Annotated in this window: 13 protein-coding genes; 4 read left to right on the top strand and 9 right to left on the bottom strand. The window is 72.7% G+C overall.

Translation table 11 applies throughout. From position 1 onward, the window contains the following. Nucleotides 1–17: 17 nt before the first annotated feature. A complete protein-coding gene (locus OG711_RS08985; RefSeq protein ID WP_329559013.1) occupies nt 18–1,718 on the bottom strand; it encodes an ABC transporter ATP-binding protein in 1,701 nt (566 codons plus the stop codon). After that, nucleotides 1,711–3,429 carry an ABC transporter ATP-binding protein gene (locus OG711_RS08980; protein ID WP_329559012.1) on the bottom strand — a complete coding sequence of 573 codons (1,719 nt, stop codon included), beginning with the start codon at nt 3,427–3,429 and terminating at the stop codon, nt 1,711–1,713. Before OG711_RS08980 ends, OG711_RS08985 begins: the two co-directional genes overlap by 8 nt. A gap of 263 nt (nt 3,430–3,692) precedes the next feature. Between OG711_RS08980 and OG711_RS08975 the strand changes: the two genes are divergently transcribed. Beyond that, the gene (locus OG711_RS08975; RefSeq protein WP_329559011.1) at nt 3,693–5,570 is read left to right on the top strand and encodes a siderophore-interacting protein; all 1,878 of its coding nucleotides are present in this window, start codon (nt 3,693–3,695) and stop codon (nt 5,568–5,570) included. Between the two features lie 111 nt (nt 5,571–5,681). Here OG711_RS08975 and OG711_RS08970 read toward each other — a convergent pair whose 3' ends face one another. The 5 genes from OG711_RS08970 to OG711_RS08950 form a co-directional block, all read right to left on the bottom strand. Further along, a complete protein-coding gene (locus OG711_RS08970; protein WP_329559010.1) occupies nt 5,682–7,238 on the bottom strand; it encodes an alpha/beta hydrolase in 1,557 nt (518 codons plus the stop codon). A gap of 465 nt (nt 7,239–7,703) precedes the next feature. Further along, the gene (locus tag OG711_RS08965) at nt 7,704–8,099 is read right to left on the bottom strand and encodes a hypothetical protein (protein ID WP_329558996.1); all 396 of its coding nucleotides are present in this window, start codon (nt 8,097–8,099) and stop codon (nt 7,704–7,706) included. Continuing rightward, nucleotides 8,096–8,518: a hypothetical protein gene (locus tag OG711_RS08960; protein WP_329559009.1), complete on the bottom strand. Its 423-nt coding sequence runs from the start codon at nt 8,516–8,518 to the stop codon at nt 8,096–8,098. The genes OG711_RS08965 and OG711_RS08960 overlap by 4 nt, the downstream gene beginning before the upstream one ends. Nucleotides 8,519–8,670: 152 nt before the next feature. Further along, nucleotides 8,671–9,855, bottom strand: coding sequence for a helix-turn-helix domain-containing protein (locus OG711_RS08955; protein ID WP_329559008.1), 1,185 nt, complete (start codon nt 9,853–9,855; stop codon nt 8,671–8,673). A gap of 84 nt (nt 9,856–9,939) precedes the next feature. Then, nucleotides 9,940–11,187, bottom strand: coding sequence for a helix-turn-helix domain-containing protein (locus OG711_RS08950; protein WP_329559007.1), 1,248 nt, complete (start codon nt 11,185–11,187; stop codon nt 9,940–9,942). Between the two features lie 214 nt (nt 11,188–11,401). Between OG711_RS08950 and OG711_RS08945 the strand changes: the two genes are divergently transcribed. Beyond that, nucleotides 11,402–11,887 (top strand): hypothetical protein, encoded by a 486-nt coding sequence (locus OG711_RS08945; RefSeq protein ID WP_073789870.1) that lies wholly within the window; start codon nt 11,402–11,404, stop codon nt 11,885–11,887. A gap of 80 nt (nt 11,888–11,967) precedes the next feature. Next, nucleotides 11,968–12,672: an SAM-dependent methyltransferase gene (locus OG711_RS08940; protein WP_329559006.1), complete on the top strand. Its 705-nt coding sequence runs from the start codon at nt 11,968–11,970 to the stop codon at nt 12,670–12,672. 27 nt (nt 12,673–12,699) lie between these two features. Here OG711_RS08940 and OG711_RS08935 read toward each other — a convergent pair whose 3' ends face one another. Next, nucleotides 12,700–13,713 (bottom strand): transketolase family protein, encoded by a 1,014-nt coding sequence (locus OG711_RS08935; RefSeq protein WP_329559005.1) that lies wholly within the window; start codon nt 13,711–13,713, stop codon nt 12,700–12,702. Further along, nucleotides 13,706–14,554, bottom strand: a complete 849-nt coding sequence (locus tag OG711_RS08930; RefSeq protein ID WP_218623273.1) for a 1-deoxy-D-xylulose-5-phosphate synthase N-terminal domain-containing protein — start codon at nt 14,552–14,554, stop codon at nt 13,706–13,708. The genes OG711_RS08935 and OG711_RS08930 overlap by 8 nt, the downstream gene beginning before the upstream one ends. A 334-nt stretch (nt 14,555–14,888) precedes the next feature. Here OG711_RS08930 and OG711_RS08925 point away from each other — a divergent pair, with 334 nt between their 5' ends. Further along, the gene (locus tag OG711_RS08925; protein WP_266507153.1) at nt 14,889–15,746 is read left to right on the top strand and encodes an enoyl-CoA hydratase/isomerase family protein; all 858 of its coding nucleotides are present in this window, start codon (nt 14,889–14,891) and stop codon (nt 15,744–15,746) included. Nucleotides 15,747–15,893 lie beyond the last annotated feature (147 nt).

Below are 15,893 nucleotides of genomic sequence, written 5' to 3'. Positions count from 1 at the left end.
GGGCAACGAGGGGACGGTCAGCGGCGGACGCCGCCGACCGTCCCCTCCGGCATGGTCAGCACCCGGTGCCCCCGCGCGACGGTCTCCGCGCGATGGGCGATCACCACCAGCGCCCGGTCCCCGGCCGCCGCCGACAGCGCGTCCTCGATCCGCGCGGCCGTCTCCCGGTCCACCCCGGCGGTCGCCTCGTCCAGCACCAGCACCGCCGGATCGGCCAGCACCGCCCGCGCGATCGCGACCAGCTGCCGCTCCCCGGTCGACAGCGAGTCCGCCTCCAGCGGGGTACCGAGCCCCCCGGGCAGCGACGCCACCCACCCGGACAGCCCCAGCGTGTCCAGCACCGCCGCGACCCGGTCGGGACCGGGCCGCCCGGCCACCATCGCCAGGTTCTCGCCCAGGGTCCCCGCGACCAGCGTCACCTCCTGCGGCACCAGCACGATCCGCGACCGCAGCGACCGGGCGGTGAGCGCCGTCAGCTCATGTCCCCCGTACGTGACCGTGCCCCGGTCCGGCGGATACAGCCCCGCCAGCAGCTTCCCGACCGTGGACTTGCCCGCGCCGGTCGGGCCGACGACCACCAGCCGCTCCCCGGGCGCCACCGTCAGCGACAGCCCGTCCACCACCGGGGCCCCCGGACCGTACGTGAACCCGACCCCCGTCAGCACCAGCCGCCCCCGCGCGGGCAGCCCCACCGGATCGACACCGCCGGCCACCCCACCTGCCGGGGAGGCGCCCGTGGCCCGCACCAGGTCCAGCAGCCGGGCCAGGCGTACGTGCGCGGAGCGCGCCTCACCGAGCGACGCCGCCAGATCCTCGAACCGGCCCAGGATGTCCCGGGTCGCGAGGACGAACACCACCGCCACCCCCACACTCAGCCGCCCGTACCCCACGAACAGCGCGCTCAGCACCAGCAGCCCCGCGACACACCCCGCCTGGAGCAGCGTCAGCAGATTCAGGGTCAGCTCCGTGACGACCTCCCGCTCCCGGGCCGCCCGCAACCGGTCGTTGTCGGCGCGGAAACGCTTCAGCCAGCGCGGCACCGCACCGGAGATCCGCAACTGCTCCCGCGCGGGCAGCGACTCCGCGAACCGGGCCGCGACCGCCGTCTCCGCCGCGGCCACCCCCGCGTACGCGTCGCCCGCCCGGCGCTGGAAACGCCGGACGATCAGCACGGCGGGCGGCAGGAACCCGATCAGCAGCGCCAGCGTCAGCGGCCAGGAGTACAGCGCCAGCATCACCACCGTGAACACCAGCACCAGCGCCGCCGCCACCAGATCGGGCAGGGTGCCCCCGGCGAACCGCGCCAGCCCGTCCAGCTCCCCGGTCAGCCGCCGCAGCAGCTCACCCCCGCGGTGCGCCTCCACGAACCGCAGCGGCGCACCGCCCACCGCGGCCGTCGCGTGCTCCCGCAGCCCCGCGAGCACCCGCTCCCCGACCCGGATCAGCCAGTACCGCGACGCCCAGGTCAGCACCCCCGTCGCCGCCACAGCCACGAGCAGCAGCAGGACCCGCCCGACCAGCGCCTCCCGGTCGCCGTCGTCCGCCGCGTCGACCACCCGGCCGATCGCGGCCGTCACCCCGACGGCGAGCGCCGCGCCCGCCAGATTGAGCAGGACGGCCGCCGCGAGCGCCACGCGATGCCCCCGCAGCCAGGGGGCGGCGCGCCGGAACACCGCGCGCTGGTCGGGCAGTTCACCGAGAACGGGCTGGTCAGCCATGGCACGCTTCCTGATCGGACGGGGCGGGGCCCGCACGGCGGGGCGCCGGGACATCGGCGGCGCCGTCCGGCGGTACGGCGTGGGGCAGGACGATCTCCCGGTCGGCGAGCGCCCGGACGGCGGGGGAGTGGGTCGCGAGGACGACGATCCGGCCGGCGGTCGCCTCCCGCAGCCGGGCCAGCACCACGGCCTCGGTCCGCGCGTCCAGCGCGGCGGTCACGTCGTCCAGCAGCAGCACCGGACCGTCCCGCAGCAGGGCCCGCGCCAGCGCCACCAGATGCCGCTGGCCCCCCGACAGGGCCCGGCCGCGCTCCCCGACCTGGGTGTCCCAGCCCTCGGACAGCGGCGCGAGCGCCAGGTCCAGCCCCGCGACGCGCGCCACCGCGTCGAGCACCGCGTCGTCGTGGTCACCGGTCAGCAGCAGGTTCTCCCGGACGGTGCCGTGCAGCAGCAGCGGCCCGTCCGGGACGAGCCCCACCGTGTCGTACAGCTCGTCGCCGCCGGCGTCCGCCAGCGGCACACCCCCGAACCCCGCCTCACCCTCGTACGGGACGAGCCGGGCCAGCGCCCGCAGCAGCGTGGACTTGCCGCAGCCCGTCGGCCCGGTCAGCGCGATCCACTCACCGGGTACCGCGTCGAGGTCCAGCGGACCGACCGGCGGCCGTCCCGGGCGCCGGACCGTGAGCCCCCGCACCCGCAGCGCACCCGCGCCCGGCAGTGCCACCCCCGCGCCGGGCACGGGCACCGGCGCCAGGACGGCGGAGATCCGCCCCGCCGCGACCAGGGCCTCGCCGCGGTCGCCGAGCCGCGCGATCATCACCGTGACCGCCAGCGACACCGTGCCCATCCACAGCACGAACGTCGTCAGCGCGCCCACCGTGATACGGCCGTCCACGACGGCGTGCCCACCGGCCAGCAGCCCCGCCGCCACCGCCAGCAGCGGCACCACGGCCGCCGCCGCCTCCCACACCGAACTCACCGACGCCAGCCGCCGGGTCCGCCGGGTGACCTCCGCGCTGCGCAGATGATGACGCTCCACCATCCGCCCCTCCGCGCCGACCCCGCGCAGCGGCAGCAGCGCCGCCAGCAGCTCCCCCGTGACGGACGCCCGCCGCCCGTGCGCCTCGGAGAGCTCCTCCGCGCGCCGCGCGAACACCGGCGGGAACACCCGGTTCAGCACCATCAGCACCGGCACCGTCAGCGCGGCCACCAGCAGCAGCAGCGGGTCGAGACCGCCGATCGCGGGCACCAGGACGAGCCCGGTGAGCCCGATGACCACCCAGGTCGTCAGCCCGTGCACCCAGGTCAGCACGGTGTCCACATCGCGGGTCGCCCGGGTGGTGAGGTCCCCGGAGCCGTCGGTCCGCCCGCGCAGGGTCTCCGTGCCGGTGGTGAGGACCGCCTTCAGCAGCCGCCCCCGCAGCCACGTCCCCGCCCGCGCCTCCGCGAGGTTGGACCACAGCTGCCAGCCCCGCATCCCCGCGTACTCCACGGCGGCCACCGCGACGAACGCCAGCGCCCACCCGGCGGCGACCCCCGGCGAGGACCGCGCCACCCCCGCGTCCACCGCACGGCCCAGCAGCCAGGGCAGCGCGAGAAACGCGCACTGACGCAGCGCGGCCCAGCCGACCGACCGCGCGAACTCCCCCCTGACCTCGGCGAGACACTGCCTGAGCAGTCGGGGGGCGGGCGCGGCACGGCGGCGTTTCACGGGGCGGTCCTTGTCACGAGCAGGGCGAAGGCACGATCTCCGGCCACGCTAGGAGCGGTACGCGGCGCGCGGTCCAAGGGACAGCGCGGACCCGTCGAAGCGGGCGGCCGTCCACCGGGCAGCCGGCGGGGGTCCCGTCCCGTCCACCGGCGGACCCCGGCGCGGCCGTGCTCGTGGTGCCACGACAATGACCCGCCGGTTGGATCGCGGACTCTCCGCTGTACGTAACCTGACCCGTACCGCCCGTCCCTGAGGAGTCACGTATGCCGGCCCGCAGTCCCCGTCCTGTCGCGACCTTCCCCATCGTGCTGAGGGAGCTCACGGTGCTGCGCGTCGCGGACGTCACCCCCGGGATGCGCCGGGTGACGCTGGGCGGCGCGCAACTGGGGGCGTTCCACCGGGACGGTCTCGATCTGCCCGCGCTGCGCACCGACGGCTTCGACGACCACGTCAAGTTCTTCTTCGCCGAGGGCGACGCCCCGCCGGTGCTGCCCCGCCAGAAGTTCGGCAGCCTCGACTGGCCCGAGGACGAGCGCCCCGTCGCCAAGGACTACACGCCCGTCCGGTTCGACCCGGAGGCCGGGGAGATCGACTTCGACTTCGTCCGGCACGAAGGCGGGATCGCCTCCTCGTGGGCCGAGTCCGTCGAGCCGGGGTCCGTGACCTGGATCGCGGGCCCGAAGATGTCCGCCGGTCACCCCGAGGGCGCCGACTGGCTGCTGGCGATCGGTGACGAGACCGCCCTGCCCGCGATCGGCCGCTGGCTTGCGGAGATGCCCGGGGGCACCCGGGCCCGCGTCCTGATCGAGGTCGGCGAGGACAGCCACCGCCAGGAACTGCCGACCCGCGCGGACGCCGAGATCGTCTGGCTGTCCCGCGACGGTGCCCCGGCCGGCACCACCGATCTGCTGGAACGCGCACTGCGCGACCTGGAGTGGCTGCCCGGCACGGCCTTCGTCTGGGCCGCCGGGGAGAGCGTCACCCTCAAGGCCATCCGCCGTCATCTGCGCGTCGACCGCGAGGTCCCCCGCGAGCTGACCGACATCACCGGCTACTGGCGGCGCGCGGCCACCGCGCCCGTACCGGGCCCGGACACCCCGTCCGGCGAGCTGGCCCCGGCCCCCGAACCGGACGACGACGAGGACGAGGCCCATGAGCGGCTGCATGAGCTGACCGATCTGGCCCCCGGCTTCGCGATCCGCACGGCCGTGACCCTCGGCCTCTTCGAACTCGTACGGCAAGGGGTGCGCGACGAGACCGAGCTGGCCCGCCGCTGCGCCGCCCATCCGGACACGTTCGGCGCGCTGCTGTCCTATCTGACCGGCATCGGCCTGCTCGACGCCGACACCGACGGCATCCGGCTGACCCCGGTCTCCGAGGAACTCGTCGAGGACGACCACTCCTTTGACGAGTACCGACTCGACGGCGCCCAGGCCGCCCTGGACCTGTCGCTGGCGGGCCTGCTCGACACCGTCCGCACCGGAGCGGCGGGCCGGCGCGGCCCGTCCGGTGTCCCGCTCGGGGTGGCGATGCGCGACGACGAACGCCTCGGCGGTTCCGCCCGCGTCCTCATCGAGGAGGACGCGCTGTGGTTCGCCCCCGGTGTGGTCGGCGCCTACGACTGGACGTCGGTGGGCACCCTCACGGCGGCCGGTCACGGGGTCGGCGCCCTGGCGAACGCGCTGGTCAAGGCGGTGCCGGAGCTGCGGATACGGATCGCCGCGCTGCCCTCCGCGCTGCGGGTGCTGCGCGAGCGGATCCTGGACACGGACGCCCTGCCCCGGGTCGAGCTGATCGCCCAGAGCGGCCCGGTGCCGACCGGCGGCGACGCCGTCCTCGTCTCCCGGCTCCTCGACTGGCTGCCCGACGAGGACGCGGTGCAGGCGCTGTCCGACGCCGCCGCCGGACTGCCCGAGGGCGGCACGCTTCTCATGGTCGAGCAGGTCCGCCCGGAGGGTCCCGACGCGTTCGAGGACACCGACGCGGCCCTGCATCATCTGCGCCTCAAGTGCGCCTTCGGATCGGGGGTACGGACCGCCGGCGAGTTGACCACGCTGGCGGTCCGAGCGGGGCTGGCCGTCACCGACGGCCGGGACGTGGGCTGGGACCACCGCCTGTGGGTTCTGACCAAACCCCGGTAACGGTGGTCCGGCAAGCCGCCGGCCCACACGCACGTCCCTGCCGCCGGGGGAACACCGAGCGGCAGGGACGTGTCTGTCCTGAGCGACCTGAGCGACCTCAGCGGAGAGGGTTCAGCGTGGCCCGACGCCCAGCGGTCCCGGAACCTTCTTGGGGCCGGACCGCCCACCCGGGTCCGACCCGGCGGGGGCCGGGTTCACGTCGCAGTGCAGATCCTTCGCGGGCAGCCGCCCCGTGGTGAGGTACGCGGTCCCCGCGCGCTCGGCGCACTCACTGGTGCCGTAGCCGTAGACACCGTGCCCCTCGCCCTCGTCGACCGTGACCATCCGGGCACCCTTCAGGGCCCGGCGCATGCCCTGGCCCAGGGCGAGCGGGGTCTGCGAGTCCCACTCGTTCTGGACGATCAGCGCCTTGACGTGGTTGGAGACCCGGGTGACCGGCTCGACGGGCCGGTCCCAGTGGGCGCACGGGGTGATCCCGGCGGCGAAGTCCCCGTACACGGGGTAGCGGACGGCGTCCCGCAGGGAGTCGGCGCGGTAGCGGGCGGGGTCGCGTTCCCAGGCGACATCGCCGCACAGGATCGCCCACACGGAGGACAGTTCGTTGTCCGACGGATACTCCGGGGCGAGGAGAGCGGAACTCGTCGCGCGTCCCGCCGAGGCGTCCCGCACGGTCGCCACCGCGTCGGCGGCCACGACCGGGGTGAAGAACGGGGCCCGCAGAATCTCCCTGAGCGCGACACCGTCGTAGCGGACACCGCCGATGGTCACCGGCTCGCGGTCGGCGCGGCGCATCAGATCATGGAAGGTACGGCTGACCTCGGCGGCCGTCCCGCCGAGCGCGTACCGGTCGTGATGCCGCGCCGTCCAGCGCGCCCACCGGTGGAACGCCTTCTCGGACTCGGGCGCCCAGCCGCGGAAGAACTGGCGCCAGACCTGCGCCGGATCGACGGCGCTGTCCAGGACGAACCGGTCGGCCCGGCGCGGGAACATCTGGGTGTACACGGCCCCGAGGTAGGTGCCGTACGAGTAGCCGAGATAGCTGATCCGCTTCTCCCCGAGCGCCGCCCGGACGATGTCCATGTCCCGGGCGGTGTTGCGGGTGGTGATGTGCCGCAGCGTCTTCCGCTCGGCGGTACGGCACTTGTCGGCGACCGTCCGCGCCCAGCGCTCCGACGCATCGAACGTGGTCCGGTCCGAGTGCCGGGGCCAGGGCTTCTCCTCGTCGGTGAGACCGCAGCTGACGGGAGCGCTGCGGCCCACGCCCCGGGGGTCGAACCCGATGAGGTCGTAACGGTCCTTCACGGACCCGGGAAGCATCTCGGACAGGTCCAGCGGTATCTCAAGACCGGGTCCGCCGGGGCCGCCGGGATTGGTGAGCAGCACACCACGTCGGGCCGCGGGGTCGGCCGCCTTGATCCGGGACACCGCGATCCCGAGGGTGTCCCCGCCCGGCGCCCGATAGTCCAGCGGCACCCGGACGGTGGCGCACTCGAAGTCGGCCGGGGTGCCGGGCCCGCAGCGGGCGAAGTCGGGGCGCTGCTGGGTGAACGGCAGCAGCGGGTCGGTGACGGGCGCCCGCGCCCGTTCCGTGGCCGCGCCGGCCGCCGTAGGGATCAGGGTCGCCAGCACACTCACCGCGAGCACGGGCACGAGTCGTCTTACCTGCACGAAGGGGTTCCTTCCGGGTCGCCGCACGAACACGTCCGACCCTGCCCGATCCCCGGCATCCGGCGAATCCTCCGCGTCGGCGGGAACCGTCGTCCCCTGGCGGTATCCCGTGGCCCGGACATCAACCCCTGGGTGTAGGGGAGTTGTCCGGGGTGACGCGGTGGCGCCCGGTGCCCGAGGGGCAGGGGCAGGGACACCGGTCCGCTACGGCGCCCATCGTGAGGAGCCGCCCCTCCACCCGCAGCCAGGTGACCCCGTGGCATGCGTGAGAGTCCTCGGCGCGCCCCGAGATCCGGGCCGTGAGGCACGCGGCGCACACGGCGATGGCCCGCCGGGGTGCGGGGCGTCGTTCGTCGCATGGCAGGGCGTGCCGGTGGAGCGTTGTCCCCGGCCCGGACGCGGAGGGCGACGACTGTCTCTCGTATGCCTCGTGGTCCTGGATGGGTTGGTCGCAGTGGGAGCAGATCATGTCGGCTCCTGGACGGTGGTGCTGGTTGTGGCGAGGTGTTCGATGGCGCGCAGGATGATGGTGAGTCGGCGTCTGCCGAGTGCTTCGACTTTCCAGAGGGCGACGAGGCGGGGGAAGGCGGTGGCGATGACGAGGGTGAGGAAGGCGTCTTCCTCGTCGTCGAGGGTGAGGGCGGTGCGGTAGCGGGTTTCGAAGCGGGGCCAGTCGCAGTGGAGGGTGGTGCCGTTGTCGCTGATGAGGAGTTGCTGGACTTCTCGGCGGGTGAGGAGGTCGCCTTCGTCGATGAGGGCGATGACGGCGGCTTGTTCGCCCGGGGTTCGGCCGCCTGCCCAGATGAGGAGGCGGTCGGTGAGAAGTTGCGGGTGTTCCGCCGGGGGTGTCTCAGTCGTCATGCGCGTTCTCCTGCGGCGGGGGTGTCGGATCCGCCGAGGTGGGCGAGGGCGCGTAGGACGAGGGTGAGCCGGTGTTCGCCGAGGGTGTCGAGTTGGCCGAGGGGTGCGGCGGTGCGTTGGGCGATGGCGAGGACCAGGACGAGGAAGGCCCGGTCGGAGGCCGACAGATCGGGGACGAGTACGTGACGCCGGGTGAGGCGGGCCCAGTCGCAGGCCATGTGGCCGTCCTGTTTGGTGATCAGGGCGGTGCGGATCTCGTCGCGGTGGAGGAGCTCCTCGTCCGCGACGAGTGCGGCGACGGCGGCCCGCTCGCGTGGGGCCCGGTACCGCGCCCACTCGGTGAGGAGTTCCCCGAGGGACGGAGGTGCGAATGGGGGTGCCGTTCCGGTTGGGGTGGGCACGGTTGTACGGTGCTGCATGTCGACTCCTTGGGTCGGCCACGCCCCGGGACCGTTCACGCGGTCGCCGGGGCTCTTCGCATGCACCAGGATGAGGGCAGCGCAAGGCCCCAACTATCAGTGGTTTTTGATAGTTGGGGCCAAAGGGTGGCCGTGCGCGAGGGGTTGGCGGGTCAGACGCCCAGCCATGTCCCGTAGGACAGGAAGTCGCCCGGGAGGCGGCGCTTCGCGGTCTCCAGGCCCTGGTAGGTCTGGCGGACCGTCGGGGAGTAACGAGCTTGCTGCGGGGCGGACTTCCGGGCGCGGACGAGGCTGCGGTACGACCCGTCGGTGTCGCCGGTCCACATGCGGGAGCGGGCCAGTTCCGCGTGGTGGTGGCTCTTCCGGGAGGCGGGCCAGTCCTCCGGAAGGGTCAGGCCGCGTCCGGCCGTGACGGCGGCTTCGTACTCGTTGATCTCCGCGAGGACGCTCACCCGGTGCACGGCGACGTTGGTGGGTCCGAACGCGAGCCACCACACCTGGACTGCCTCGCCCGTCCGTTGTGCGATGTGTTCGGCCGCCGTCAGATGTTCCTCCGCCTGGCCACGGTTCTGGGACCGTCCGGCGACGACCGCCGCGCCCAGGTGCAACTGGCCGGTGGCGACGTCCCGTTCCCTCCCCGGGTCGGCCTGTCCGAGGGCTTCCAGGCCGAGGTCCACCAGGCGCCGTCCGGTCCTGTAGTGGCCGGACCGCAGATAGGTCAGGGCCCGCATGTACCGGTGGATGCCGCCGACCACGGCGCTGGAGCCGCGCTGTGCCGCCCAGTCCATCCGGGCGAGGGCGAGCGTGGCCAGGTCGGTGTACCCCAGCTTCGTGGTGACGTCGTAGGCGGTGCGGTAGGTGCTGGCGAGCGTCAGCCAGTCCTCGGTGGCGCCGTCCAGGTGCGCCGCCGTGGTGGCCTCGGGGATCAGGGCGGACACACATGCGGCGGCGAGCTTGAGGTCTCCGTGGCGGACGGCCGCACACAGTGCCTCGGCGTCGGCCGCGATCCGGTCACGCGGGCGGGGTGTGATGTCGGGGTCGGCGCCGAGGTCGTACACGTCCAGCGCCTCACGGATCGGCAGGATCAGTATGTCCAGCTCGTCGGCGCGCAGTTCCGCCGCGTAGGGCTGGCCGTTGAGCGTGCTGACATCGATCCGGAGGGCGCGGGCCAGGCACCCGAGGACGTAGGGAGTGGCGGGGATGACCCCCTGCTCCGTCTTGGTGAGCGTGGAGTAGGCGACCCCGGACAGATCGGCGAGGGCCTTTTGCGTGAGGTGGCGTTCCAGGCGGAGGCGCTTGATACGCGCGGCTGTGTGGTCATACGGAAGTGCAGGCATGGTGGGCTCCGTTCCGACTCGACACCAGAACGGTACCTGGAGCTCGGGACCGTCTCCGCGTCGCAATGGGCGGGCCGCTCCGCCTCAGCGCACGAGCTCCATCCCCCTGACCAGCGATGACAGAGCCGATGCCTGTGAGGGAACGCCCTTCGACGCGAGCGTCGACACCAGAGCTCGTGACATGGGGTCGGCATAGACGTAATAGGGGGCGGAACTCGCCGCTCCCTTCAGGGTGGCGACCGCCGCCGACAGTCGCCCCATCCGTTCGAACGCGCGCGCCCGGTCGATCTCGTAGTGGGTGCGGCGTTCCTTGCTGGGCACGCTGGTGATATCGGCGTCGGGCACTTTGGTCAGCCCGGTGTCCGGTTCCTCGACCTCGACCCCGACCTCGGCGGCGTGGACGGCGACGGTGCCGCGTCCGAACACGGTCTGCTGGTCCACGTCGTGCCAGTCGGGGCCGAGCCAGTCGGCGTCCGTCAACGCCTCGTTGATGCGTGCCCACGCGTCACCACTGGTGCCCGCGCCCCGGGCGAACGCGACCGCCGCGCGCAGATGCAGGGCTCCGCGCATCGAGAGAGCCTGGGGCTCGGGCGTGCGGGCGGCGGCCAGCGGCTCCAGGTCCCGCAAAGCCGCCTCGGCCACTGCCGCGGCCTCCGGCAAGGAGCCCTGGTGCAGGAGTGCGCCACAGCGGTCCCACGCGACAGCGGCCCGCACCAGCGGATCGTCCAGAACGGTGGCGGCGCCCGCCGCGACCTCGGCGGCCACCCACGCGAGATCGGGGTAGCCGAGCTTGTTGAGACACATGCGGGCCGTGCGTGCCGCGTCGGCCATCAGTCGCAGCGCCTCGCCGCGCGGCCGTCCGCCCTCGGTCATGATCGCCGTGGTCAGGTCCTCGATCAGGAGCGGCAGTTCGACCGCGACGGCGGGAAGGTCCGCCGCCTGCCTCGCCCGATTCGCCGCGGCGGCACGTGCGTGCAGGTCCCTTGTGGCCAAGGGGGTGCCCTGCGGGGTGAGCCCCGGGTGGCCGGACAGGACGAGTCCGGCCCGGCGCAGTCCGGTGCGGAGTGCGGGGATGTGAGCGTGTGCGAGGGACCCGCCGTCGCCCCGCAGCCGGTACGGCTGACCCAGCAGCCACACCACGTCAACATCGGTCAGGTCCGCGATCGACGAGATCACCGAGTACCGGTCGAGGGCCAGCCGCCCGCGCTCGATGTCCTGCACCCAATGCTCGGAGCGGCCCAGGAACCCTGCCATCTCGACTTGGGTGAGTCCTGAAGCTGTTCGGGCGATACGCACACGAGTACCGATGTGCTGGTCCGTGGCCTCGGTCATACGGGGAGCTCCATTCCGAGTCGACATCAGAACGGTACCCGGCCTCCGTCATCGGGCCCTGCCTGATGACGGAGGCCCGGCGGTCGGCGCCCCGGTACGGCTTCATCGTCAACTCGCCTTCCGCCGCGTGTACATGGTGGCTCGTTCCGCATCGCGTACGGTCTCCGAAGTGCGGGCCTCAGCCCACGAATTACCGACGAGCTCAAGGAGAGACATGACGACCATCGCGGTCACGGGACACATGGACCTGACCGATGCCAGCGTGCCGCTCGTACGGGCCGCTCTGGCGGAGACGCTGGCACCGCACACCGGCGGCCTGGTCGGGGTGTCCTGTATCGCCAAGGGCTCGGACTCCCTCTTCGCCGAGGCCGTGCTGGAGGCCGGGGGCCGTCTCGTCGTGGTGATCCCGTCGCGGGACTACCGGGAGCGGAAGGTCCGCCCCGATCACGCCGAGACCTTCGACCGTCTCGTCAAGGCGGCCGACGAGGTCGTCGTCCTTCCGCACGAGACCGCGAACCGGCAGGCGTACGAGGCGGCGAACTCCGTGCTCCTGGAACGTGCCGATCGCCTGGTCGCCGTATGGAACGGTGAGCCGCCCACCGGAAAGGGCGGCGGCACCGCGGACACCGTGCTCGAAGCGCGGACGGCGGGCGTCCCCGTCGACCGGATCTGGCCGGACGGCGCGGCCCGGCGCGGGTGACCCGACCGTCCCGCCTCGTGCCTCGGACGGAACCCGTACCGGGCGGCTGTGCCCATGAACGAGAACGGAACGGAACCGCAGTGACCGACACCCGTAGTGCTGCCTGGGACGAGTACGCGCGGACCAAGCCCCAGCGGCGTACGACGAACGCACGTGGTGAGACCACGTGGTTCAACTGGACCCAGTACGCCGACCACGGACCCGGGGCCGAGGTGCTGGCGTTGGAACCGGGTGGGACCGCGCTCGACCTCGGCTGTGGTGCGGGCGGGAACGCCGCCCACCTCGCTGGTCTCGGTGTGCGGGCTGTGGGCATCGACCTTTCCCCCGAGCAGCTCGCGAAGGCACGGGAGCGGTGGGCCGATGTGGACGGGATGGAGCTGCACCAGGGCGACGCGCTCGCCTACCTGCGAGAGAGCCGCACGGTCTTCGACGCGATCTACAGCGTCTTCGGCGCGGGTTGGTTCTCCGCCCCGGGCCTGCTGCTGCCGGTCGTGCATGCGAACCTCAGGCCCGGCGGCGTGTTCGCGATGTCCCAGCGCCCTCCGATCGAGGGGTGCTACGGGTGCCAGGCGTCGTACATCCCTCGCGGGGCCGACGAGGACCCCGCCGTCGTCAAGCGGTGGGACCACGAACCGGATGTCTGGGCGCTGATCCTCAAGGAGCACGGGTACGTGGACGTGTCCGCCTCCGTGATCGCCGCGCCCCCGGGTTCCCGGCGCACCACGGGCACATTGCTCGTCCGGGGCGTCCGGGGCGGCCACAAGCAGCTGGTGGCGTCGGACTGAAGCCGGAGAACCTCCGGCGGACACCGCTCAGACAGGGGAGTACGCCCCGCTCCCCGTGGTCGTCTCCGGGGTGTCGGGTGTCTCGGGTGCGGGGCCGGGGCGGTCGAGGGCGGACCACGCGGCGTCCACCACGTGCCGTACCGACAGTCCGTAGCGTTCGAAGAGGTACGGCGCGGTCAAGGAGCCCTCGGCGAAGGTGTCCTGGATGCCGATCCGGCGCAGCGGCCGTCCGATGCCCGCCTCGGCGAGGGTCTCCGCGACCGCCGATCCGAGGCCGCCGACGACCGAGTGGTTCTCCGCCGTGACCAGGGCCCGGACCCCGCCCGCCACCTCCCGTACGGTCGCGCCGTCCAGGGGTTTGAGGGTGGGGACGTGGACCACGGAGACCGAGACCCCGGCCTCCTCCAGCGTGCGCGCCGCGGCCAGCGTGGTCGCGAGCATCATCCCGCTGGAGAACAGCGCGACGTCGATGCCGCGCGCCAGCACCTCCGCGTGCTGGAGCGACAGCCGGTGTCCGTCGTCGAACACCACGGGGATCTCCCCGCGCTTGAGCCGGACGTACACCGGTCCGGGGAGGTCGGCCACGGCGCGTGCCACCTGCGCCGTCTCCACCGCGTCCGCCACATCGACGACCGTCATGTTGGGCAGGGCCCGCATCAGCGCCACATCGTCGATGGCCTGGTGGCTCGGTCCGCCGGGGGTGGACACCCCGGGCATGAAGCCGATGATCCGCACCGGCAGCGCCGGGTAGGCGATGGCGTTGGCGATCTGGTCGTAGGCGCGGCGGGTCGCGAAGACGCCGAAGGTGTGGACGAACGGCAGATGACCGGAGCGCGCCAGGGCCCCGGCGACACCCATCATGTTCGCCTCGGCCATCGCCGCGTGCACGAACCGTTCGGGGAACTCCGCCTGGAACAGATCGATCTCGCACTGCCGGGTCAGATCCCCGCTGAGGCACACGATCTCGGGCCGCTCCCGGGCCAGTTCGAGGAACGCGGTGCCGTACGGCTTGGTGCGTACGGGGTAAGGGGGCCTACGCATGGAGTGCCTCCAGCTCGCGGGTCAGCTCGTCGATCGCCCGCCAGGCCAGCTCCGGGGACAGTTTGATGAAGTGGCCGTCGGCGTCCGGCGGCAGACAGTCCAGTCCATGGCTGGTGGAGGTCCGGCACACGACCACGCTCGGGCGGTCCGGCTCCGCGTCCGCGTCCGCCAGCGCGGCGGCCAGGGCCACCGGGTCATGACCGTCGACATCGGCCGTGTGCCAGCCGAAGGACTCCCACTTCGCGGCGATCGGCTCCAGGGTGGTGACGGTGTCGACGGGCCCGTCGACCTGCGAGTTGTTGGCGTCCACCAGCACCGTGAGCGAGGCGAGCCCGTGGTGCGCGGCGAACATGGCGGCCTCCCATACCTGGCCTTCCTCCAGCTCGCCGTCGCTGACCATCGCGAAGGTGCGGACGTCCCGTCCGCGCATCCGGTCCGACAGGGCGAAGCCGGCGGCGGCGGACAGCCCCTGCCCGAGCGAGCCGCAGGTGTGGTCGACGACCGGGGAGCGCTCGCTGCCGATGGCCTCGACCCCGGAGCCGTTCTTCCCGTAGTCCCTGAGCGCGCTCTCGTCCAGCAGCCCGAGCGCGACGGCGGCGGCGAACGGGCCGATGACGTAGTGGCCGGGTGAGCAGACCAGCCGGTCCCGGCCGGGCCGCGCGGCGCTGAACAGCGCGGCGACCTGCTCGGCGGAGGAAAGGGCCTGTCCGAGATAGCCGAAGCCCTGCGGGGCGACCATGCGGACCGCGTTGAGCCGGACGCGCAGCGCCAGCTCCACGGGATCGGTGACTGTCCAGCGGCTTCCCGGGTCGGAGAAGCGCCGCACGGTGGGCATCAGCATCGGTGGTGATCCCTCCAGAAGACATGGAGCACTGAGTGGCCTAGCCAATGTAGGGAGGGTGGCGGGGGTCGTCAATCGCCCTGCGAGGGCCTTTCAGGGCAAGTGGTGAGCGAAGAGGGCCTTGACCGGGGGTTTGCTGTCGATCTACGGTCGTAAGTGGTTAAGCCAATTAAGTTGCCGTACGGCCAGCTGTCGGCCGCACCACAGCACCACCAGAAGCACGAGCACCACCGGAAGCACGGGCACCACGCGTGTCACCGGCACCACCAGCAGCACCCGAAGCGCCACCCAGCAGCACCACCCACCCGCACGCCAGCCAAGGAGGGGGCACCCGATGTCGCTCCAGGAGTTCATTCCCACCCCGGATTTCGAGGAGTACCGCGAGACGTTCAAGGACTTCTTCCACCTCGAACGGACCGACGGTGTCATCGTCGCCCGCGCGCACACCCTCGGCGGCCCGATCCAGCTCAGCGTCCAGAACCACCGGGCCCTCGGCCAGATGCTCAAGACGATCGGCGCCGACCCCGAGAACGAGGTCCTGATCCTCACCGGCAGCGGTGAGGAGTTCATGATGGACGCCGACCCGGAAGGGTTCGCGCTGGAGGAGGAGGACCTGCCGCACTGGGCGTACGAGTACGCCTACAAGGACGGCCGGATCAATGTCAGCTCGCTGATCAACGACCTGGAGATCCCCACCATCGGGATCTTCAACGGCTCGGGGTTCCACTCCGAGATCGTCCTGATGTGCGACATCACCCTGTGCGCCGAGGACGCCACCGTCTTCGATCTGCACTACGACATCAGCTCGGTACCCGGTGACGGTATCCACAGCTGCTTCCAGGAACTCCTCGGCGTCAAGCGCGCCGCGTACGCGCTGCTCACCGGCGAGGCCATCAGCGCCCAGCAGGCGCTGGAGTGGGGCATGGTCAACGAGCTGCTGCCGCGCGCGGAGCTGCTGGAGCGCGCCCGCACGATCGCCGCCCACATCATGTCCAAGCCCCGGGTCACCCGGCGGCTGACCACCCAGATCGTCCGCAGGCCCTGGCGCCGCCGGATCACCGACGACCTCGACGGCGGTTTCGGCATCCAGATGTTCGGTCATCTGGCCAAGCAGAAGTCCATCCACAGCAAGAAGCACATCGCGGACACCGTCGCGTATGTGCGTGAGGGCCGTCCCAACAACTTCGACTGACCCGCGCACCCAGGACCCGCGCGCCCGGTTCCCGCGCGCCCGGTTCCCGCGCGCCCCGGCCCGGCCGGGGCGCGCCTTTCCGTCGCGGTGCGGCGCGACCATGGGCCCCGCCCCCGACCCTCGCCCTCACAGGCCGGGGCGGGCGCG

Origin of the sequence: Streptomyces uncialis (assembly GCF_036250755.1) — a bacterium.
Classification (GTDB): Bacteria; Actinomycetota; Actinomycetes; order Streptomycetales; family Streptomycetaceae; genus Streptomyces; species Streptomyces uncialis.
Note: the sequence above shows the minus strand (reverse complement) of the source record. Positions and strands in the feature narration are given on the sequence as shown.

Excerpts from the sequence above, each read along its gene's own strand:
- OG711_RS08985 (WP_329559013.1), bottom strand. The coding sequence starts at position 1,718 with ATGGCTGACCAGCCCGTTCTCGGTGAACTGCCCGACCAGCGCGCGGTG.
- OG711_RS08930 (WP_218623273.1), bottom strand. The coding sequence starts at position 14,554 with ATGCTGATGCCCACCGTGCGGCGCTTCTCCGACCCGGGAAGCCGCTGG.
- OG711_RS08945 (WP_073789870.1), top strand. The coding sequence starts at position 11,402 with ATGACGACCATCGCGGTCACGGGACACATGGACCTGACCGATGCCAGC.
- OG711_RS08925 (WP_266507153.1), top strand. The coding sequence starts at position 14,889 with ATGTCGCTCCAGGAGTTCATTCCCACCCCGGATTTCGAGGAGTACCGC.
- OG711_RS08960 (WP_329559009.1), bottom strand. The coding sequence starts at position 8,518 with ATGCAGCACCGTACAACCGTGCCCACCCCAACCGGAACGGCACCCCCA.
- OG711_RS08955 (WP_329559008.1), bottom strand. The coding sequence starts at position 9,855 with ATGCCTGCACTTCCGTATGACCACACAGCCGCGCGTATCAAGCGCCTC.
- OG711_RS08935 (WP_329559005.1), bottom strand. The coding sequence starts at position 13,713 with ATGCGTAGGCCCCCTTACCCCGTACGCACCAAGCCGTACGGCACCGCG.
- OG711_RS08950 (WP_329559007.1), bottom strand. The coding sequence starts at position 11,187 with ATGACCGAGGCCACGGACCAGCACATCGGTACTCGTGTGCGTATCGCC.
- OG711_RS08965 (WP_329558996.1), bottom strand. The coding sequence starts at position 8,099 with ATGACGACTGAGACACCCCCGGCGGAACACCCGCAACTTCTCACCGAC.
- OG711_RS08975 (WP_329559011.1), top strand. The coding sequence starts at position 3,693 with ATGCCGGCCCGCAGTCCCCGTCCTGTCGCGACCTTCCCCATCGTGCTG.